A 20167-nucleotide genomic window follows, 5' to 3' on the forward strand; every position below is an offset into this window, starting at 1 on the left:
GCGCGGTGTGGCCGGGCGGCCCGGCGGGCATGCTCGACGCATGACCTCCGGCGACGCCCCGCCCGTCCACACCACCGCGTTCGTGCTCTCGGGCGGCGGCAGCCTGGGCGCGGTCCAGGTCGGGATGCTCCAGGCGCTGGCCGCTGCCGGGATCGAGCCGGACCTGCTGATCGGCACCTCGGCCGGTGGTCTCAACGCCACCTGGGTGGGTGCGCGGGGCACGTCGCCGGAGTCCCTGGACGAGCTGGCCCGGGTGTGGACCGGGCTGCACCGGCGCGACGTCTTCCCGTTCCGCCCGCTGCAGGTGCTCGGGGCGCTGCTGGGGCGACGTCGCGGACTGTTCCCCGGCGAGGCGCTGGGCGACCTGGTCGAGGAGCGGGCCGGCATCGAGGACCTCGGCCAGGCACGGATCCCCGTGCACCTGCTGGCCACCGACCTGCTCACCGGCTCCGACGTGCTGCTCTCGTCGGGCCCGGTGCGCGCGGCGGCCCGCGCCACGGCCGCGATCCCGGGGGTGCTGCCCCCGGTGCACCTCGACGGCCGGTGGCTCGTCGACGGGGCCATCGCCACCCGGGCCGGGGTCTCGCACGCGGTCGAGCTCGGCGCCACCCGCGTGGTGGTGCTGCCGGCCGGGGTGCCCTGCGCGATCGACGAGCCGCCACGCTCGGCGATCGGGATGGCCGTGCACGCGCTGTCGCTGCTGATCGAGCAGCAGCTCGTGATCGAGGTGTCCCAGCCGGTCGAGGGCGTGGACGTCGGGCTGCTGCCGCCCCCGTGCCCGCTCTCGGTCTCGCCCGGCGACTTCAGCCGCGCGGCCGAGCTCATCGAGCACGGTCACGCCGACGCCGCCGCCTGGATCGCCGACGGAGGCCTGGAGCGGCCCGACCCCGCCCGCTACCTCGCGCCCCACCGCCATGCCCACGAGGTGCACCCCGGGCGTTGAGCCCCTCCTGTCCAGGCCGTCGCCTCGACGTCCACAGGGCGCGCGCCGGTCGAGCAGGACGCCCCGGGCGGCGTCAGCGAGCCGGTTCGTCCGCCGGCTCCGGCAGCGTCTCGGGTGCCCCGAGCCACGGCAGGAGCGCGACCAGGCTGACCAGGGCGGTGGTCGCCAGCGCCCACCCGAAGCCGGCCTGGTCGGCGATCACCCCGACCAGGATCGGCCCGACGATCGCTCCCGAGTCCTGCGCCATCTGGAAGGCCGCCAGCACCTTGCCCCCGCCGCGCTCGTTGCCGACGACGTCGGCCACGGCCGCCTGCTGCCCGGGGTTCACCAGGCCGGCGCCGAGCCCGGAGACGGCGGAGAGCACCAGCAGCACCACCAGGTCGTCGGCCAGGCCGAGGAGGCCGAAGCCCAGCGCGGTCACCGCGAGCCCGAAGATGACCAGCGGTCGGCGGCCCAGGCTGTCGGCGACCCGGCCGGCGACCTGCAGGCTCAGCGCGGTGCCGACGGCGGCGACGCCGAGGGCCGCCCCGGCGACCCAGGGCCGGTCGTAGACGGTGATCGCGAACTGGGGGAGCACCGCCACCCGCACCCCGAAGTTGCACCAGCCGTTGGCGAAGCCCGAGGCCAGCGCCGCGCGGTAGGCGGGGTGGGCCATCGCCTCGCGCACCGGCATCGGCGGGCGCTGCGGCTGGTCGGCGGCGGGCCGCAGCCGGGCCCCGCTGAGCCGGGTGCCGACCACGACGACGGCGACGACCAGCGCGCCGGCGTACACCACGAAGGGCACGCGCAGCCCGAGCGAGGCCAGCAGCCCGCCGAGGACCGGGCCGAGCATGCCGCCGACCAGGAACGCGCTGGCGTACGCCGACGACACCCGGCCACGGATGCTGGGCGGTGCGAGGCGCACCAGCAGCGCCATCGCCGAGACGGTGAACATGGTCGAGCCGAGCCCGCCCAGCCCGCGGAAGACCAGCAGCTGCCAGTAGGACTGGGCGAAGGCGGTCGCGAGCGACGACGCGGCGACCACCAGCAGGCCCGTCAGGTAGACCGGGCGCTCGCCCAGCCGCGAGACCAGCGCGCCGCCGGCCGGGGCGAAGACCAGCCGGAAGAACGCGAACGCCGAGACGACCACCGACGCGGCTGCCACGCCGACGTCGAAGGTGCGCGCGTACGCCGGCAGCACCGGCGCGATCAGGCCGAAGCCGATCGCGATCACGAACGCTGCACCGATCAGCACCCAGATCTCGCTGGGGATCGGTGGGCGTGCGCCGCCCCGCGGGCGTCGTGCTGTCCTCATGCGTCCTGCGCCCCGTGCTCCACGCGCAGACCCTACGCAGCCCGTTCGCACGGGGACGGGGCAGTGGTGCCGCCTAGGCTGGTCGGTGCCCACCGGGGACGGAGCACGACACCGAGGAGGAGAGCGTGTTCGAGCTGGTGCTGACCATCGTGGTGCTGCTGGGCGTGGCCCTGGCGATCCTGCTGTTCGAGCGGCCCCGGGCGCGGCGCATCGAGCGCGACCTGCGCGACCAGGCCGCCGAGCGCCGTGGGCCGGGCCCCGAGGCGGAGGCGGGGCCCGATGACCCGCCGGACCGTCACTGACGGGCTCGGTCGTCCAGCGTCGTGCAGCGTCGTCCAGCGCCCGTCAGCGTCGCGCGACGTAGTAGGCGTTGATGAAGTCCGTGGGGACGGACTCCACCCGGACGTCGGTGAACCCGGCCTCCGCGAGCATCTGCTGGGCCAGCTGGGTGCCCCACACGGTGCCCAGCCCGTCGCCGCCCAGCGCCAGGGAGACCGGCATGCAGTGCATCGTGGAGACGGCGTAGAGGAACGGCGCCCACGGGATCTCGACGTTGTCGTCGACGTCGCTCGAGGCGCGGATGTCGACCATCAGGAAGACCCCGTCGGGGGCGAGGTGCTCGGCGACCTGGCGCAGCACCCGGCCGGGGTGGGCCTGGTCGTGGACGGCGTCGAAGGCGGTGACCGCGTCGAACGTCCCGGTGCCGCTGAGGTCGGCGACGTCGCGCACCTCGAAGTGCGCGTTGGTCAGCCCCCAGGACGCCGCCTCCGCGCGGCCGACCGCGACCGCGTCGGTGGAGAAGTCGTAGCCGACGACCTCGCTGTCGGGGAACGCCCGGGCGATCAGGTTGACGGCGTGTCCCTGGCCGCAGCCGATGTCGGCCACGCGGATGCCGGACTCCAGGCGCTCGGTCAGCCCGGGCACCAGGGGCAGGATCGTGTCGACGAGGGAGGCGTCGTTGGTCTGCGCGCTCTGCTCGGCCATCAGCTGGTGGAACCGGTGGTAGGACTCGTAGCCGACCCCGCCGCCGTGGACGAAGCTGCCGACCACGGCGTCCTCGACCTGGGCGAGCAGCGGGATGAACTGCATGAGGGAAGCCATGTTGTGCGGTCCCGCGGCCCGGGTGAGCAGTGCGGCCTGCTCGAGGGGGAGACGGTAGGTGTCCGCGGCCGGGTCGTGCTCGACGATCCCCGCGGTGGTCATCGCGCCGAGCCACTCGCGCACGTAGCGCTCGTGCAGGCCTGCGGCCTCGGCGACCCGACCGCTCGTCGAGGCCGGCAGCGACGCCATCGTGTCGAAGAGGCCCGTGCGGTGCCCGAGGCTCAGCATGAGCGCGGTGGCGCCTGCCGTCAGCGTGGCGAACAGCTCGCCCGCGACCGCCTCGACGCGGTCGGCATCGGGCTGCGTGCTCCCCGGCGCGGTCGTCGTGCCGGTCTCCATCCTTCTCACCCTCCTCGTGTCACTGTCACCTCCTTCGCAGGCTAGGCAGCCAGGACGAGGCCGCGCATCGACCAGGTGGTGTAGCCCGGGCGTCCGGACCCGGTCGTCACCCGCGGTCGGGCTCCACCGACACGACGTCCCACTGCAGCGCCCGGGTCGGGCGGACGGCCCGGCAGGTCAGGCGAGCCTCCGGGCGGCGGGTGCTGTCCACGACCACGCGCACCCGTGACGGGAGCGGGGGCCGCCCGGCGACGTCGACGGTCCAGCGGCCCGCGTCGAAGGTGCCGACCTGCTCGACCAGACGAGGAGCCGGGGCCCCGACCGGGGCCGGGCCCCACCTCTCGAGCACGGTGCCGAGCGCCACCTGCTCGGCGGGGTGCAGGCCGGCGACGCCGCGCAGCCGGGTCGCGTCGACCCGCCCGGCGAGGTGCGACCCGACGGTGGTGACGGCCTCGTCGGGGCCCAGGCCGCCGTAGCAGGCGAGGTCGGGGAGCAGCAGCAGGTTGGGGGCGAAGCGGTCGCCCCCCACGTGGCTGCACTCGTACGTCGCCTCGGGCCACCGCTCGGCCAGCGCCCGCGCGACCGGGCGACCCTTGACCGCGCAGCACAGGTCGTGGACCCCGTGGGTGCAGACCAGGAGCAGGGGAGCGTCGTACGTCTCGCCGGCATCCGGGCGCAGGCTGACCAGCAGGTCCTCGGGCCGCTGCCAGAGCCCGGTGCGCAGACCACCGGCGTCGCACCGGTACCAGCGCCGCGGCCCGGTCAGCCGGTCCGCGGCGCCGTCGCGGCCGTGGCGTCGGATGAAGAGGGTGCGCAGCTGCGGGTGCCCCAGCTCCTGCAGCAGCGGGGTGGGCAGGTCGGCGCCGAAGGGGGCGGTGACCGGCCACGGCCCGGGGTGCTCGACCAGCAGCCAGTCGTGCTGCGGGGGCGCGGTCCCGAGCATCGGGTCGTGGCGTGCCGCGGCCTCGTCGGAGCAACGGCTCGTCATCCGGCGACGACCAGTCCCGCCTCGACCAGTCGACGGGCGCGGTCGAGGCCCAGGTCCGCGGCGGTGACGGCCCCACCGGCCACGAGCCTCTCGAGCGTGGCGTCGGGCACGCCGGCCACCGGCACGCTGCCGGCGCGGGTGGTCAGGGCGCCTTCCTCGTGCGTGGCCTCGAGGTGGGCACGCAGCCGCAGCGGGGTGTCGTCGGTCAGCGACGTGGCCAGCGCGTGCTGGGCGAGGGGGCCGACGGGGGCCGCGCGCTGGGCGTCGCGGCGCCGCGAGCGCAGGCGCTCGGCGACCTCGTCGGCGTCGATCGACTCGAGCGCGTCGCGCAGCCGCTTGCCGACCAGGTCGAGGTCGAGCTCCTCGCCGGTCAGCGAGGTGCCCAGCCCCAGGGAGGCGCGTGCCTCCTCGTCGTCGCCGAGCCGCTGCAGGGCCAGGGCCACGAGCTCCTCCGCGACGGCGTACCTGGTCCAGCTGTGCACGCCGAGGGTGAGGTGGACGGTGACGCCGCCCAGCGCGGTGGCCGAGTGCAGGTAGCCGCGGGGCAGGTAGAGGACGTCGCCCGGCTCGAGGACGGCCTCGATGACCGGCTCCCGCTCGGCGGCGCGTCGTACGGCGTCGCGGTGGTCGGTCCACGGCTGGTCGCGCAGCGGCGAGGGCAGCACCGGCGCGTGGATCGACCACTTCTTGCGCCCCGCGACCTGCAGCACGAAGACGTCGTGCACGTCGTAGTGGTCGTCGAAGCCCTGGTTCTGCGGTGGCGTGACGTAGGCGTTGGCCTGCACCGGGTGGCCGAGGTCGGCGGCCAGCTGCTGGCAGAAGTCGATGACCGGCGGCCAGACCCGGTGCAGCCCCTGCAGGACGAGGGTGGAGCCGGCGGCGAAGAGCGCGCTCAGCTTGTCGTCGCTGACCTGGTCGCCGATGCCGGCGCCCAGGCCACCGGGTGCGGTGAAGGCGCTGTGGGGGAGCGTCGAACCCGCCTTGGCGACCCGCAGGAACGGGGTGCGCAGGCCGCGCTCGGAGACCAGCTCGTCGACCGCCCCCGTGGTGAGCAGGTCGTCGAAGCCGGCCGCCCCCGCCGCCACCTCGGCGGTGTGGCGCAGCACCGGCTCGCGGGCCCACGACGCCTCGGCGAACCGGTCGACGTCACCGACCAGGCGGGCCAGTGCCGGACGGGCGGGGACGGCAGGCCCCGCGGTGGGGGGCCTGCCGTCCTGGGGCTGGTGCGACATCAGGCGGAGCTGTCCGCCCCACCGTCGGCGCCGCCGTCCTGGACGCCCGGGGTGCCATCGGCGCCACCGTCGGCGGGACCCTCGGCCCCACCGTCCGCGCCCCCGTCCTGGACGCCCGGGGTGCCCTCGGCGCCGCCGTCAGCGGGGCCCTCGGCACCCGAGTCGGCACCGCCGTCGGCGCCGCCGTCGTGCACGCCCGGGGTGCCCTCGGCACCGCCGTCGGCCGGGCCCTCGGTCTCGGACTGGCTCATGTCGTCTCCCTTGCACGTCAGGGCCGCGCGGGCCCGGTCACGCGGCGCCGGTCGACGCCGTCCCCTCGTGTATAGCCAGTTCGGCGACCGGTGCCCACCCCCCGAGGGTGGCGGTCGCGATCAGCCGGCTCCGGCAGGGTCGCGGACCCACGCCCCCCGGGACAGGACGCCGGTGACGGCGAGCCCGTCGTCGAGGACGACGGCGTCCGCGCTCGCACCCACGCGGAGGCCGGCCTCGGGCAGGTGCAGCGCCCTCGACGGGACGATGGAGGTCTGCCGCACGGCGGCGAGCAGGGCCGTGTCGAGGTCCGGGCCGGCCTGCGACACCGCGAAGCGGAACAGGGCGTCCATCGTGGCGGTGCTGCCGGCGAGGGTGTCGCTGCCGACCAGCCGGGCCGCCCCCTCGACGACGTGCACCGCGAGACCACCCAGCTCGTAGGCACCGTCCGGCATGCCGGAGGCCGCCATGGCGTCGGTGACGAGGGAGACGCGGTCGCCGCCGGCTCGGCCCAGCACCTCGCGGTAGAGCGCGGGGTGCAGGTGGATGCCGTCGGTGATCAGCTCGACCGTCACCCTGTCGTCCTCGAGCAGGGCGACGACCGGGCCCGGCTCCCGGTGGTGCACCGGGCGCATCGCGTTGAAGAGGTGGGTCGCGACGGTGGCACCGGCCGCGACGGCGAGGCGGGTCTGGTCGTAGGTGGCCTCGGTGTGCCCCACCGCGGCCACGGCGCCGGCGTCGACGACCTGCCTGATGGCGGCCGTGGCGCCGTCCAGCTCCGGGGCGAGGGTGACCATGCGGATGGTCCCGCGTCCGGCGGCCAGCAGCGCGGCGAGCTCGTCGGGGTCGGGGTCGCGCAGGGCCGACGGCTCGTGCGCACCACATCGCTGCGGCGACAACCACGGCCCCTCGAGGTGGACCCCGCGGACGAGCCCGTCCTCCACGTGCCCGGCGAGCCTGTCGACCTGACGCAGCAGCGCCTCCGGCGGAGCAGCCACCAACGACGCGACCATCGAGGTGGTGCCGTGGTGGCGGTGCAGGTCGACGGCCGCACGTGTCGCCTCGCGCGTGGCGTCGGAGAAGGCCCCGCCACCACCGCCGTGCACGTGGGTGTCGACGAACCCGGGGACGACGGTCACGGCGCCGAGCGGGGTGTCCGCGGCCCGGGGTGGGAGGCCGGCGCCGAGGGCGACGACCCGGTGGTCGGCGACCTCGACCCACCCGGGCCTCAGGACCTGTTCCCCGGTGACGATGCAGTCGGCGGAGATCATCTGGGGTGCCCGTGTCACAGTCCCTGCCACCCCGGTTTGGCCGCGTACGTCTCCCGGTAGTAGCCGGCCATCCGGAGGTGACTGGCGGCCCCGTCGTCGAGCAGCACGCTCACGTGCGGGTGGTGCTGCAGGACCGTGGCCGGCCACGACGCGCTGACCGGCCCCTCGGCCAGCTCGTGCACGGCCCGGGCCTTCTCCTCCCCGGTGGCGATGAGCACGATGTGCCGTGCGGCCATGATCGTGCCCAACCCCTGGGTGAGGCAGTGGGTGGGCACCGCGTCGAGGTCGCCGCCGAAGAACCGCGCGTTGTCGAGCCTGGTCTGCCGGGTCAGGGTCTTGATCCTGGTGCGCGAGGCCAACGACGATCCCGGCTCGTTGAAGCCGATGTGCCCGTCGGTGCCGATCCCGAGGATCTGCAGGTCCACCCCGCCGGCATCCGCGATGGCCTCCTCGTAGGCCGCGCAGGCCGCCGGGACGTCCTCGGCCAGGCCGTCCGGCCCGTGCACGGCATCGCGGGCGATGTCCACGCGTGAGGTGAACTCGCGGTCGATGACGTTGCGGTACCGCTCCGGGTGCTCGGCGCCCAGGCCGACGTACTCGTCGAGGGTGAACCCCCGCGCCTCGGCGAGGCTCAGCTCGCCCCGCGCACAGCGGGCTGCGACCTCGTCGTAGAGCGACAGCGGTGACGAGCCGGTCGCCAGCCCGAGCACGGCGGCGGGCTTCTCGTGGAGGAGCGCGGCGATGGTGTCGGCCGCGAGTCGTGCGATCGCCCCGGGGTCGTCGAGGATCACGATCTCCATGGTCGGTGCGTCCTTTCGCGGTGGGTGGTCTCGGTCGATGGGCTGCGTGTCGTCGGTCGTGGGGACCTCACACGCGTGAGCGCTCGTCCGACGTGGGGTTCGAGGCCAGCGGCGCGTCACCGGCGTGGCGCAGCGAGAGCAGCCCGCCGACGACCAGGGTGACGACCACCCCGACCAGCGGGTACCACTGCCAGGCCACGATCACCTGCGGGACACCGTCGACGGCGAGCACCCACTTCTCCAGCACGAACATGGTCGTGGTCGTGGCGGCGGCGCAGACGAAGGCGACGTTCGCGTCCGCGGCCCGGGCGCGCTTGTTGACGATGCCGAGGGCAAAGGCGCCCAGCAGGGCGCCGTAGGTGATGCCCGCGATCCCCAGCGCCAGGACGACGATGCTCCCCGAGTCGCTGGTGAAGAAGGCGGCCGGGGCGATGAACGCCAGGCCCCAGCCGACCGTGGCCCAGCGGCCGACGCGCAGACCCTCCTCGTCGGTCATCGGGGTCTTGCGGATCAGCGCGTAGGCGTCGGTGACGGTCGAGGAGGACAGCGCGCTGAGCGACGACGACAGGGTGCTCATCGCGGCGGCGAGGATGCCGGCCAGCAGCAGGCCCGACACGCCGGCCGGGAGCCCCTCGATGATGAACTTGGGGAACACCTCGTCGTTGCGGGTCAGGCCCAGCTCCTCGGGGCTCTGCTGCCCGAAGTAGCCCCAGAGCGCCAGCCCCACGACGAGGAACACCGCGAACTGCAGGAGCACCACGACACCCGAGAAGACGACGGCCTTCTGGGCGTCGACCTTGGTGCGGCAGGTGAGCAGGCGCTGGACGATGATCTGGTCGGCTCCGTGGGAGGCCATGGCGAAGATCGCGCCGCCGATCAGCGACGGGACGAGGGTCGAGGCGTCCGTGATCGGGTTGCCCTGGAGCACGAGGAGCTGGAGCTTGTCGGCGCTGGCGGCCTCACCGATCCAGCCCCATCCGATGTCGCTGGTGATGACGATGATGGACAGCAGTCCGCCGACGACGTAGAGCCCCATCTGGGCGACGTCCACCCACACCACCGCGCGGATGCCGCCGATGAACGTGTAGACGATGGTGACGACGGCGAGGCCGACGATGATCGTGAAGTAGCTGAGGTCGACGCCGATCCCCGCGAAGATCAGCTTCAGCGGGATCGCAGCGGCCAGCACCCGGATGCCGTCGGCCAGCAGGCGGGTGAACATGAAGGTGACACCCGCCGTCGACTGGGTGCTCCTGCCGAACCGCTGGCCGAGGTAGGCGTAGGCGGTGACCATCTCGCCGTTGTAGTAGCGCGGCAGCATCAGGGCCGCGACCACGATGCGTCCGAGCAGGTAGCCGACGGCGACCTGGAGGAACGAGATGTTGCCGACGAAGCTCATGACCGGGATGCCGACGACGGTCAGCGCGCTGGTCTCGGTGGCGACCACCGAGAGGCACACCGCCCACCAGGGCAGGTCGCGCCCGCCGAGGAAGTAGTCGTTGAGTCCCGTCTGCCTGCCACTGAGCCTGAGGCCGAGGAAGGCGGTCGCGACGAGGTAGATGACGATGACCGCCAGGTCCAGGGGTTGCAGCATCACAGTTCTCCTTCGGTGGGTGCCTGGGGCACGGGGGTGTTCTTCAGTCGGAGGCGTTCGGGTGGTGCGACTCGCGGCTCGGGCAGGCGGAGCGGCTGGTGCCCGGGAGTGATCCGGCCGGCGACGGTGCCCCGCGAGGCGCCGGTGCAGCTGGGCAGGGTCGCGGGGAGCCCGTGCCAGCTCAGCCAGCCGACCAGCGCCATCAGGACCGCTTCCTTGGCGTCGCCCGGCAGGCCCAGGCTCGTCGTGTCCTCCAGCACGACGCCGTCGTCCAGGCTCCGTGCCAGCTCGGCCATGAGCACCGGGTTGCGGGTGCCGCCACCAGAGGCGACCACGCGTGCCACCGCGTGCCGGCGGCACTCGGCCGCCACGGTCACGGCGCTCAGCCGGGTCAGCGTGGCGACCACGTCGTTCGCGGCGAGGTCGGGTCGGGTGGACAGCGCCCGGTCGAGGTACCCGGCGTGGAAGAGCTCCTTGCCGGTCGACTTGGGGGCCGGCTGCCGGTAGTAGGGCTCGTCGAGCAGCTGGGCGAGCAGCTCGGTGTCGACCTCGCCGGCGGCTGCCATCGCGCCGCCCCGGTCGAATCCCCTCGGGTCGCCGGAGATGCGTCGGGCCATGACGTCGATCAGCGCGTTGGCGGGGCCGGTGTCGTAAGCCAGCGGGTCGGCGCCGGGTGCCACGACCGTGAGGTTCGCGATCCCGCCCAGGTTCAGCGCCGCCGTCACCTCCGCGGGGTCGGCGAGCAGCAGGTGGTCGAGCATGCTGGCGAGCGGGGCGCCCTGGCCGCCGGCGGCCACGTCACGGGCCCGGACGTCGGAGAGGACGGGGCACCCGGTCCGTTCGGCTATCCAGGCCGGTTGACCGATCTGCAGCGTGGCCCGCACCTCGCCCCCGGCGAGGAGGTGCTGCACGGTCTGGCCGTGCGAGACCACCAGGTCGCAGCCGAGACGGGTCTCTGAGAGGACCTGTCCGATGGCCTCCGCGCTGAGGATGCCGAGGCGGCTGTCGACGTCGGCGACCAGGCTCAGCGGGACCGGTCCCGGCTCCAGGAGGCGGAGCAGGTCCCGGCCGAGGTCGTCGGGGAACGCCACCTCGCGGTGGTCGAGCAGCTCCATCGTGAGCTCGTCGCCGGGGGCGTCGTCCGGGGTCGTGAAGTCCACGAGCGCGACGTCCAGCGCGTCGGCCGAGGTCCCCGTCATCAGTCCGGCGACGATCATGGCTGCTCCTCGAGGAGGCGTCCGAGGTGCCCGCCGGTCGCGGTGAGGCGGGCGGCGGCCTCGACCGCCGGCACCTGCAGCAGCAGAGCCGCGATCGCGGTCTTGGCGTGCCCGTCGGCGTCCGCCAGCACCCGCCGGGCCTCGTCCGCGTCGACGCCGGTGGCCTCGCAGACGATGCGCACGGTGCGGGCGCGCAGCTTCTCGTTGGTGGCGACGACGTCGACCATCAGCGTGCCGTGCACCTTCCCGAGCTGGACCATGGCGATGGTGGAGAGCATGTTCAGGACGCGCTTCTGGGCCGTCCCGGCGTTGAGACGGGTGGAGCCGGTGACGAACTCGGGTCCCGTCAACGTCTCGATCGGCAGGTCGACGGCCGCGGCGAGGGCCGTCCTCGGGTTGTTGGTGACGCAGACGGTGGCCGCACCCGCCGCGCGCGCCGCCTCGATCGCCCCCAGCACGTAGGGGGTGCGTCCCGACGCGCTGATCCCCACCACCACGTCGCCTGCGTCGATCTCCGCGCGGCGTACGTCGGCGGCGCCGGCCTCGGCGTCGTCCTCGGCGCCCTCGACGGCCTGGGTGAGGGCGACGTCCCCGCCCGCGATCACGGCATGCACGACGTCGGGGCCGACCCCGAAGGTGGGCAGGCACTCGGCGGCGTCGAGGACCGCCAGGCGCCCGGGGGTCCCGGCTCCGAGGTACACCATCCGTCCACCGGCGCCCAGCCGGGCGACCACGGCGTCCAGGGCCGCCGTGATCTGGTCGGCCGCGGCGTCGACGGCGTCCGAGACCCGTCGGTCGCACTCGAGCTGGGCGGCCACCAGCTCACCGGTGCCCAGGCGCTCCAGGTGGACGCCGGGGCGCGAGGCCTCGGTGTCGAGGGCGGCGAGCTCGTGGCCCAGCCGTGCTTCGGCGGTCATCGGACGTCTCCTTGTGGGTGGCGGTCGGGGAGGAGCTGGTGGTGCGGGAGGTCGGGCCGCAGTGCCATCAGGTGGCCGCCGGCCAGGGCGTCGCCCTCGGCCGGCTGCCGGGTGGACCCGGGCAGCAGCGACTCCAGGTGGTGGTCGAGGGGGTCGGTGAGCACAGCACCGGCGTGCAGCAGCCCACCCGTGGTGGCCAGGACGACCGGGGGGCCGAGCCGCGCTCCGAGAGCGGCGGCGGCCACCGAGCCGGCGAGCTGCTCGGCGGCCTCCTCGCAGATGTCGCGGGCTGCGGGGTCGCCCTCCCGCGCGGCGTCGAACACGTCGCGGGCGAAGGAGGCGACCAGTCGCGCCGGGTTGGCCGAGCCCTGGACGAGCCCGGGGATCCGGCGCGCCTGACCCCACCGGGCCTCGGCCCTGGCCAGCAGGGCCTCGCTGCCGCCGCGACCGTCGTGGCGCCGCAGCGCCTGGTCGAGGCCGGCTCGACCGATGGCGTACCCGCTCCCGGCGTCGCCCAGGAGGTATCCCCAGCCGTCCACGAGGTGGAACCGGCCCTCCGCGGAGAGGGCGAGCACACTGACCCCGGTGCCGGCCGCCAGCACCACCCCCGCCCGTCCGGCGAGCGCCCCGGCGTGCGAGGTGATCGCGTCGCTGGTCAGGACGACCCGGGCGCCGGGGTACCGCTGGGCCAGGCTGGTCCGCAGCCGCGGGGCGTGCTCGACGGCGCTCAGCATCCCGGCCAGGCCGGCCACGATCGTCTCCACGGGACGCGTGGCTCCCGGAGGCGTCTCCAGCGTGGCCTCGGCCTCGGCCATCCGGGCCAGCGCCTGCTCCACCCCGGCCGGGTCGGCGAGGCCCGAGGGGCCGGGACCCTCACCGCGCGCGACGCAGGACCCGTCGACCCAGAGACCGACCCGGCAGCCGGTCTTGCCGGCGTCGAAGACGAGGACGGTGGACATCAGGGAGTCGTCCCCCGAGCGGGCTCGGCGACCTGCGGCACCGAGAGCTCGGTCCGGATCTGGTAGCGGTCGCCGCGGTAGATCGACCGGACGAACTCGACCACGGCCCCCTCAGCGGTCCAGGAGGTCCGCTCGAAGAGCAGAGCCGGCGAGTGCAGCGGCACACCGAGCTTGTCGGACTCCTCCTCGTCGGTGACCGTGGGCTCGATCGTCTGGACGCCGCGAGCGATCGTCACGTCGTAGCGGGTGCGCAGCATGTCGTAGTAGGAGGCGTTCTCGAGGTCCTCCGGGCTCAGCCCGGGGACCGTCCCCTCCGGGATGTACAGCGCCTCGATCGACATCGGCTCGTCGTCGGCGAGCCGGAGGCGGGTGACGTGGACGACGTCGGCGGCGGGCGAGACCTCGAGCCGCCGGCCGATCCTCGCCCCTGCGGCGCGTCGCTCGAAGGACAGGATCGCCGACCCCGGGCGCAGCCCGCGAGCCCGCATGTCCTCGGTGAAGGACGTCGCCGACAGCGCGGTGTCGAGCTTCGGGCCGACGGCGAAGACGCCGGCACCCGGTCGGCGTCGCACCACTCCGCTGGCGACCAGCTCGTCGGTGGCGCGGCGCAGGGTCATCCGGGAGACCCCCAGCTCGCGGACCAGGACACGCTCGGGAGGGAGCTGCTCGCCGGGAGCCATGGTGTCGAGGCGGTCCAGCAGCTGGTCGCGGATGGCGTGGTACTTGGTCACCGGGTCATTCAGTCATGACACCGCTCCAGAAACAAGACCATTGGACTAGAAAATTGGACCAATGAGGGGACGAATCGAGGCCAATCCTCGAGCGACGGACGACCTGCCCCCCCCGGTCGTCACCGCGAGACGTGCCTCGCCGACGGTCACGGGTCGCGCAGGCCGGTCCCCTCTGCGGGTGGGCCCGGGAGCGTCGGACCGCCGGGACAAGGTCTTTGCAAGGTCGCCCGGTGAGCGTGGGGCCATGTCTTCGTCCCCAGGTCTCCGGGCGCCGCTGGCGGCGCGTCTCCGCACGGCGCTGGTGGCGACCGCGGTCACCGCCTGCGCCGTCGCCTCGGGCACGCTCGGCGCCGGCCCGTCCGGTCCACCAGGCCCGTCCGGTGCCTCGGGCGAGGTCGTGGAGGGCGCGCTCCGCTCCGACGTGCGCGGCGTGGCGCTCCCGAGTGCGGGCAGCCCGGTCGTCCTGCCCGCCGGGAAGGTCGCCGGGAGCGGCGTGACCAGGCCGGTGCGAGGGGTCGGCGCCGCCGGGGGAGAGGGCGTCGGCAGCATCCCGCCGGTCGCCCTCCTGGCCTACCAGCGTGCCGACACCGTGCTGGCCGAGGCCGCCCCGGAGTGCGGCGTGCCCTGGAGCCTCCTCGCAGCGGTGGGCCGGGTCGAGTCCGACCACGGCCGGCTCGGGGGCGCCGAGCTCGACGAGGACGGGGTCTCGCGGCCGGCGGTCGTGGGTACGGCGCTCGACGGCACCGGGGGGACGTCCGTCGTCCGCGACACCGACGCCGGCCAGGTCGACGGCGACGCAGTCTGGGACAGGGCGGTGGGGCCGATGCAGCTGCTCCCGTCCACCTGGAGCGTCGTGGCGGTCGACGGGGACGCCGACGGCGAGCGGTCCCCGGACGACATCGACGACGCGGCCCTCGCCGCGGCGGTGTTCCTCTGCTCCGACAGGTCCGGGCTCGACTCGCGGGACGACGTGCGAGCGGCTCTGCTGCGCTACAACCGCTCCCGCGACTACGTCTCGCTCGTGATGTCCTTCGCCCGTGGGTATGCCGCCAGCGCGGCTCCGGAGCCGTTCGCCCCCTCCCCGACGGTCCGCGCGCTCGCTACCCCCCCGGCGAGCAGCGAGCCCCGAGCCGGTGACGACCCGGGGGTCCCCGGCCGGGGGCCTCGGCGGGACGGCTCCGCGAACGACTCCGGTGCAGGGGTCCGAGCTGGTACGGCCCCCGCACCAGCGGGTCCCGTCGAGGACGGGGGTGCGCCCGGGACGCAAGGACCGAGTGCGGCTCCCAGCTCGTCCGCGACCGCGTCCCCGACCGCGCAGGAGACGGCCCCGGGAGCAGCGCCGCCCTCGAGCGCCGGACCAGCGCCGGAGACCGGGGCGCCGCCCCCGGGGACCGCCACGCCCGCACCGGAGACCGGGGCGCCGCCGGAGACCGCGACGCCGGAGCCGTCGGCGACCCCGGAATCGGAGCCTGCGCCGTCGCCCCAGGTGGTCGAGGGGCTGTGGACCGAGTGCGCTGCGGGCCGGTGCCTCGACGGTCAGCCGCTCGTCCTGGGCATCCCTGACCCGGTCTGCGAGATCAACGACTACGACGGTGACGGGGTCGCCGAGCCGACCTCGGGCGAGCTCGACGGGCTCGCCGGCCAGACGGTGGCGCTCACGGTGCTCCCGGACCCGGCGGGGTGGCTGGTCCTCGAGATCCGCGGGCTGACCTGGATCTCCAGCACCGCACCGCAGCCGACCGTGTCAGGCTGCAGCCCGGTGCCCTGAGCGCGGAGCGCTCAGAAGGAGTGCGGGCCGAACCGGCCCCAGGCCACGACGGCCGCCAGGACCAGCAGCACCCCGTTGACGACCACCGCCTGGTTCTCCTTGCGGCGTGCGTGCGTGATGGCGGCACCGACCATCAGCAGCGCCAGACCGGTGGCGGCGAGGGGGACCAGCACGGGAGCCACGTCGAGGACGGCGGGGACGACCAGCCCGACAGCCGCCAGCACCTCGAGGGCGCCGATCGCCTTGATCGCGCCGGCGGGGAGGTTCTCCATCGCTTCCATGCCGGACGCCGTGAGCTTCTTCCTGGGCTGGGCGAGCTTCATGGCACCGGCGGCCAGGAACACCAGGGCGAGGGCGGCGGCGATGATCCACAGGACGATGTTCATGTGACTTCCTTGCATTGACTTAAAGGTTGAAGCAATATTAGGCCGCATGACTTCAAGGTGCAATTCATGCTCGCGACGGCGTCCCGTCGCCGACCGTGGTCGGTAGTCTCGGGACGTGGACGACGAGACGCCTTGGTTGACGGCGGAGGAGCAGGACGCCTGGCGGGTGCTCGTGGGCGTGCTGGCCCGGCTGCCGCACGCGCTGGACTCCCAGCTGTCGCGCGACGCCGGCCTGCGGCACTTCGACTACGGGGTGCTCTCGCGCCTGTCGGAGGCGTCGGCCAGGACGTTGCGGATGGGCGAGCTCGCCGGGGCCGCGGAGGGGTCGCTGCCGCGGCTGTCGCAGGTGGTGGCCCGGCTCGAGAAGCGGGGCCTGGTCCGGCGCACCCCGGACCCGGCCGACGGGCGCTACACCCTGGCGACCTTGACGGACCAGGGGTGGGAGGCGGTGGTGGCGGCCGCTCCCGGCCACGTCGCCGAGGTGCGCCGCCTCGTCTTCGACGCCCTGGAGCCGGCCATGGTCGCGCAGGTCGCCGAGATCGGCAGCCGCATCCTGCAGCGCGTCGACCCCCAGAACCGGAGCGTGTGAGGGTCGTCCTCGCGCCGAGCCAGGAGCCGGGTGCCCTCAGGCCGGGTCGAGGGGGACCAGTTCGCCGGCCGTGCGTACGCCGCCCCAGCGGCGTACCTCGCCGGGCAGGTCGAGGCGCTCGACCGGTGCGGCGTTCTCGTAGGCGCCCCACTCGGCCCTCGGCAGCATCCACATGACCTCGAACTCGTTGCCGTCGGGGTCGGCGGCGTAGACGCTCTTGGTCGCGCCGTGGCTGGACTCGCCGCTGAGCGCACCCAGCCCGGCCAGGGTCAGGCGCGCCGCCTCGAGGTCCTCGATCGTGTCGACCTGCCAGGCCAGGTGGTAGAGCCCGAGTGCGCCGCGGGGCCGGGGCGGCTGGGCGCCGACCCCGAAGAGCCCGAGGTCGTGGTGGTTGCCCGAGCGGGGCAGGCGCAGGAACGCGGCGTGCGCGCGGGGCTCGCGGGCCACGACCTCCATGTCGAAGGCGGCCCGGTAGAAGTCGACGCTGCGCTCCAGGTCGGCGACGAAGAGCACGGCGTGGTTCAGGCGGACGGCGCTGACGGTCATGACGCGCTCCCTCGTAAGTGATTGTTCTTTCAATCATAACCCCCCGTGAACCGCTCCCGCGGGTCAGTCCTCGCAGGTGAACCCGCAGCAGCGGTGCGCCAGCAACCGGAAGTGGTCGACGGATGGTTGCTGGCCCACCGCTGACCCCGGGCATGCGACGAGGGCCCCGGCGCAGCCGGGGCCCTCGTCCTCGAACGATGCGTTCGAGCTCTACGTGCACACGTGACTAGATGTCGTAGTACAGCTCGAACTCGTGCGGGTGCGGGCGGGCCTGCACCGGCGCGATCTCGTTGGTGCGCTTGTAGTCGATCCAGGTCTCGATCAGGTCGGGCGTGAAGACGTTGCCGGCCGTCAGGAACTCGTGGTCGGCCTCGAGGGAGTCGAGGACGGCGTTGAGCGAGGTCGGGACCTGGTCGATGTCGGCCATCTCGTCCGGCGGGAGCTCGTAGATGTCCTTGTCGACCGGGGCGGGCGGCTCGATCTTGTTCTTGATGCCGTCGAGGCCGGCGAGCAGCAGCGCCGAGAAGGCGAGGTAGGGGTTCGCCGACGGGTCGGGGCAGCGGAACTCGACGCGCTTGGCCTTCGGGTTCGAGCCGGTGATCGGGATGCGCACGCAGGCCGAGCGGTTGCGCTGGGAGTAGACCAGCGAGATCGGGGCCTCGAAGCCGGGGACCAGGCGGTGGTAGGAGTTCACCGTCGGGTTGGTGAAGGCCAGCAGCGACGGGGCGTGCTTGAGCATGCCGCCGATGTAGTAGCGCGCCATGTCGGACAGGCCGCCGTACCCGGTCTCGTCGTAGAACAGGGGCTCGCCCTCGTTCCAGATCGACTGGTGCACGTGCATGCCCGAGCCGTTGTCGCCGAAGATCGGCTTGGGCATGAAGGTCGCGGTCTTGCCGTTGCGCCAGGCCGTGTTCTTGATGATGTACTTGAACTTCATCACGTCGTCGGCGGCCTTGAGCAGCTCGTCGAAGCGGTAGTTGATCTCCGCCTGGCCGGCGGTGCCGACCTCGTGGTGGGCGCGCTCGACCTGCAGGCCGGCCCGCTCGAGCTCGATGACCATCTCGTCGCGCAGCTCGCCGAAGTGGTCGGTGGGGGCGACGGGGAAGTAGCCGCCCTTGTACTTGACCTTGTAGCCGCGGTTGTCGTTCTCGAACGCGTCACCGGTGTTCCAGGCGCCGGCCGAGGAGTTGATCTCGTAGAACCCGGCGTTGGCCTTGGTCTCGAAGCGCACGTTGTCGAAGACGTAGAACTCGGCCTCGGGGGCGAAGAACGCCTGGTCGCCGATGCCGGTGGTGGCCATGTAGGCCATCGCCTTGCGGGCGATGTTGCGCGGGTCGCGCGAGTAGGCCTCGCCCGAGATCGGGTCGTGGATGAAGAAGTTCACGACCAGCGTCTTCGCGGCCCGGAAGGGGTCGATGTAGGCCGTGGTCGGGTCCGGGAACAGCGACATGTCGGACTCGTGAATGGCCTGGAAGCCACGGATGGACGAGCCGTCGAAGCCGAGGCCGTCGTCGAAGACCGACTGGTCGAAGGACGACACCGGGACCGTGAAGTGCTGCATGACGCCGGGCAGGTCGCAGAAGCGCACGTCGACCATCTCGACGCCCTCGTCCTTGATGTACTTGAGCAGCTCCTCGCTGTTCTGGAACATTCGTCCTCCTTGGCCGTCCCCGTCGGACGACCGGCAGATCTGAGAGTGGACACCCGCGGCGACGATGCCTCGGACGATGCGCTCACCCTACGAGTGAGGCAGTTTCCAGACCGTATCGGACGTGTTTCCCCCATGTAACAGACGTCCAAGTCTCCCGCCCGGCCAGAGCCGCGGCACCGGTCTCTAGGCTGGGCGGGTGAGCCCCACCAGCGCGCCGAGCGTCGAGACCGCCTCCTGGACCCGCCGCATCGTCGCCCTCGTCGTCGACTGGGCCGCCTGCACGCTCGCGGTCACCCTCTTCACCCCGGTGTACGGCGCCGACGCCGACCCGGCGTCCGGCTTCTACGTGCTCGGCGTCTTCGTGCTCGAGTCGGCGCTGTTCACCGCGCTGCTCGGCGGCTCCTTCGGCAAGGTCGTGACCCGCCTGCGGGTGGTGCGCTCGTACGGCGACCCGCGGCCCCCGGCGCTGCTGCCCGCGCTGGCCCGCCAGCTGCTGGTGGCCCTGGTCGTCCCGCCCCTGGTCTTCCGCCCCGACGGCCGGGGCCTGCACGACCTCGCCGCCGGCACCTCCACCGTCACGATCGAGACGTTTCGCCGCCTGGCCGGACGGTGAGACTCTGGGGACAGCACCCCCTCCGAGAGGCACACCATGAAGCGCACCCCGACCTGGCGGCGTACTGCTGCCGCCGCCGTCCTCCCGCTGGCCCTCACCGGCCTGGCCGCCTGCGGCGGTGACGACGAGGCGGAGAACGCCGAGGACACCAGCGCGTCGGCGCAGATCGAGGACGAGGCCGACGAGGAGGCCGGCGAGGAGGTCGGCGACCTCGAGGCGGGGGAGACGGTGCCCAACGAGGAGTTCGTCGACCTGATGACCTCCTCCTTCGAGGACTCCACCACCGCCCGCACCACCATGACCTCCGAGACCGCCGGCGTGGAGGTCAGGGCCGAGGGGGTCGTCGACTACACCAGCGGCACGCCGGCGGTGCAGATGACGATGACCAGCGCCGAGATGGGCGACGAGCCGATCGAGATGATCATGGTCGACAACGTGATCTACATGCAGGTGCCCGACCTGGGCGGCAAGTACCTGTCGATGGACCTCGACGAGCCGGGCAACCCGCTGGGACCGATGATGACCGACTCGATGGACCCCTCGAAGCAGGCCGAGATGATGGAGGCCGGGCTCGAGAGCGTCACCTTCGTCGGTGAGGAGGACGTCGACGGCGAGTCGATGGAGCGCTACACCGCCGTGGTCGACCCGAGCGCCACGCTCCGCGACATGGAGGGCCTCGAGGACCTCCCGCAGGACATGCTGCCCGAGGAGATGTCGTACGACGTGTGGTTCGACGACGAGGCCCACATGCGGAGGATGGTCGTCGAGATGGGCGACCTCGGCGCCACCGACATGCGCATGGACGACTGGGGCACCGAGGTCGACATCGAGGCGCCGCCGGCCAAGCAGGTCACCACGATGAAGGACATGATGGGCGGCTCGAGCCAGATGGGCTGAGCCCGTCGGGGCCACCCGAGGACGACGAAGGGCGGCGAGGTCGATGACCTCGCCGCCCTTCGCTGCGTCTTGCTGGTGCTGC

At 73.5% G+C, this 20167-nt stretch carries 21 protein-coding genes; 6 read left to right on the forward strand and 15 right to left on the reverse strand.

What is annotated here, in order from left to right:
- Positions 1-40 precede the first annotated feature (40 nt).
- Positions 41-943, forward strand: coding sequence for a patatin-like phospholipase family protein (locus tag OCU29_RS03975; protein ID WP_261818863.1), 903 nt, complete (start codon positions 41-43; stop codon positions 941-943).
- 73 nt (positions 944-1016) lie between these two features.
- Here OCU29_RS03975 and OCU29_RS03980 read toward each other — a convergent pair whose 3' ends face one another.
- On the reverse strand, positions 1017-2177 hold the full coding sequence (locus tag OCU29_RS03980; protein WP_261818864.1) for an MFS transporter: 1161 nt from the start codon (positions 2175-2177) through the stop codon (positions 1017-1019).
- A gap of 185 nt (positions 2178-2362) precedes the next feature.
- Here OCU29_RS03980 and OCU29_RS03985 point away from each other — a divergent pair, with 185 nt between their 5' ends.
- Complete coding sequence (locus tag OCU29_RS03985) at positions 2363-2539, forward strand: hypothetical protein (RefSeq protein WP_179616196.1); 177 nt, start codon at positions 2363-2365, stop codon at positions 2537-2539.
- A gap of 43 nt (positions 2540-2582) precedes the next feature.
- Here the strand turns inward: OCU29_RS03985 and OCU29_RS03990 are convergent, their stop codons facing one another.
- The 11 genes from OCU29_RS03990 to OCU29_RS04040 form a co-directional block, all read right to left on the reverse strand.
- Entirely contained in the window at positions 2583-3677 is a 1095-nt protein-coding gene (locus OCU29_RS03990) for a class I SAM-dependent methyltransferase (RefSeq protein ID WP_179616197.1), read from the reverse strand.
- Positions 3678-3783: 106 nt separating this feature from the next.
- Positions 3784-4665, reverse strand: coding sequence for a sucrase ferredoxin (locus OCU29_RS03995; RefSeq protein WP_261818865.1), 882 nt, complete (start codon positions 4663-4665; stop codon positions 3784-3786).
- Positions 4662-5897, reverse strand: coding sequence for a cupin domain-containing protein (locus OCU29_RS04000; RefSeq protein WP_261818866.1), 1236 nt, complete (start codon positions 5895-5897; stop codon positions 4662-4664). Before OCU29_RS04000 ends, OCU29_RS03995 begins: the two co-directional genes overlap by 4 nt.
- Positions 5897-6148, reverse strand: coding sequence for a BatC protein (locus tag OCU29_RS04005; protein ID WP_179616200.1), 252 nt, complete (start codon positions 6146-6148; stop codon positions 5897-5899). The genes OCU29_RS04000 and OCU29_RS04005 overlap by 1 nt, the downstream gene beginning before the upstream one ends.
- A gap of 120 nt (positions 6149-6268) precedes the next feature.
- Positions 6269-7417, reverse strand: a complete 1149-nt coding sequence (gene nagA / locus OCU29_RS04010; RefSeq protein WP_261818867.1) for an N-acetylglucosamine-6-phosphate deacetylase — start codon at positions 7415-7417, stop codon at positions 6269-6271.
- A gap of 14 nt (positions 7418-7431) precedes the next feature.
- A complete protein-coding gene (nagB, locus tag OCU29_RS04015; RefSeq protein ID WP_261818868.1) occupies positions 7432-8217 on the reverse strand; it encodes a glucosamine-6-phosphate deaminase in 786 nt (261 codons plus the stop codon).
- Between the two features lie 67 nt (positions 8218-8284).
- Entirely contained in the window at positions 8285-9811 is a 1527-nt protein-coding gene (locus tag OCU29_RS04020) for a sodium:solute symporter (protein ID WP_218876348.1), read from the reverse strand.
- Positions 9811-11028: an anhydro-N-acetylmuramic acid kinase gene (locus tag OCU29_RS04025; RefSeq protein ID WP_261818869.1), complete on the reverse strand. Its 1218-nt coding sequence runs from the start codon at positions 11026-11028 to the stop codon at positions 9811-9813. The genes OCU29_RS04020 and OCU29_RS04025 overlap by 1 nt, the downstream gene beginning before the upstream one ends.
- Positions 11025-11945 carry an N-acetylmuramic acid 6-phosphate etherase gene (murQ, locus tag OCU29_RS04030; protein ID WP_179616204.1) on the reverse strand — a complete coding sequence of 307 codons (921 nt, stop codon included), beginning with the start codon at positions 11943-11945 and terminating at the stop codon, positions 11025-11027. The genes OCU29_RS04025 and murQ overlap by 4 nt, the downstream gene beginning before the upstream one ends.
- Positions 11942-12904 carry an N-acetylglucosamine kinase gene (locus OCU29_RS04035; RefSeq protein ID WP_261818870.1) on the reverse strand — a complete coding sequence of 321 codons (963 nt, stop codon included), beginning with the start codon at positions 12902-12904 and terminating at the stop codon, positions 11942-11944. The genes murQ and OCU29_RS04035 overlap by 4 nt, the downstream gene beginning before the upstream one ends.
- Positions 12904-13635 carry a GntR family transcriptional regulator gene (locus tag OCU29_RS04040; protein ID WP_179616206.1) on the reverse strand — a complete coding sequence of 244 codons (732 nt, stop codon included), beginning with the start codon at positions 13633-13635 and terminating at the stop codon, positions 12904-12906. The genes OCU29_RS04035 and OCU29_RS04040 overlap by 1 nt, the downstream gene beginning before the upstream one ends.
- A 244-nt stretch (positions 13636-13879) precedes the next feature.
- Between OCU29_RS04040 and OCU29_RS04045 the strand changes: the two genes are divergently transcribed.
- A complete protein-coding gene (locus OCU29_RS04045; protein WP_261818871.1) occupies positions 13880-15403 on the forward strand; it encodes a hypothetical protein in 1524 nt (507 codons plus the stop codon).
- Positions 15404-15414: 11 nt separating this feature from the next.
- On the opposite strand, the gene OCU29_RS04050 is transcribed toward OCU29_RS04045, so the two are convergent.
- Positions 15415-15789, reverse strand: a complete 375-nt coding sequence (locus OCU29_RS04050; protein WP_261818872.1) for a DoxX family protein — start codon at positions 15787-15789, stop codon at positions 15415-15417.
- A gap of 115 nt (positions 15790-15904) precedes the next feature.
- Between OCU29_RS04050 and OCU29_RS04055 the strand changes: the two genes are divergently transcribed.
- Complete coding sequence (locus OCU29_RS04055) at positions 15905-16378, forward strand: MarR family winged helix-turn-helix transcriptional regulator (RefSeq protein WP_261818873.1); 474 nt, start codon at positions 15905-15907, stop codon at positions 16376-16378.
- Positions 16379-16414: 36 nt separating this feature from the next.
- Here the strand turns inward: OCU29_RS04055 and OCU29_RS04060 are convergent, their stop codons facing one another.
- On the reverse strand, positions 16415-16924 hold the full coding sequence (locus tag OCU29_RS04060) for a VOC family protein (RefSeq protein ID WP_261818874.1): 510 nt from the start codon (positions 16922-16924) through the stop codon (positions 16415-16417).
- Between the two features lie 226 nt (positions 16925-17150).
- On the reverse strand, positions 17151-18575 hold the full coding sequence (glnA, locus tag OCU29_RS04065) for a type I glutamate--ammonia ligase (protein WP_179616267.1): 1425 nt from the start codon (positions 18573-18575) through the stop codon (positions 17151-17153).
- A 196-nt stretch (positions 18576-18771) separates the two neighbouring features.
- Here glnA and OCU29_RS04070 point away from each other — a divergent pair, with 196 nt between their 5' ends.
- Positions 18772-19188, forward strand: coding sequence for an RDD family protein (locus OCU29_RS04070; protein WP_261818875.1), 417 nt, complete (start codon positions 18772-18774; stop codon positions 19186-19188).
- 36 nt (positions 19189-19224) lie between these two features.
- Complete coding sequence (locus tag OCU29_RS04075) at positions 19225-20085, forward strand: hypothetical protein (protein WP_261818876.1); 861 nt, start codon at positions 19225-19227, stop codon at positions 20083-20085.
- Positions 20086-20167 lie beyond the last annotated feature (82 nt).

This window comes from Nocardioides sp. OK12 (assembly GCF_024341885.1).
Classification (GTDB): Bacteria; Actinomycetota; Actinomycetes; order Propionibacteriales; family Nocardioidaceae; genus Nocardioides; species Nocardioides marinisabuli.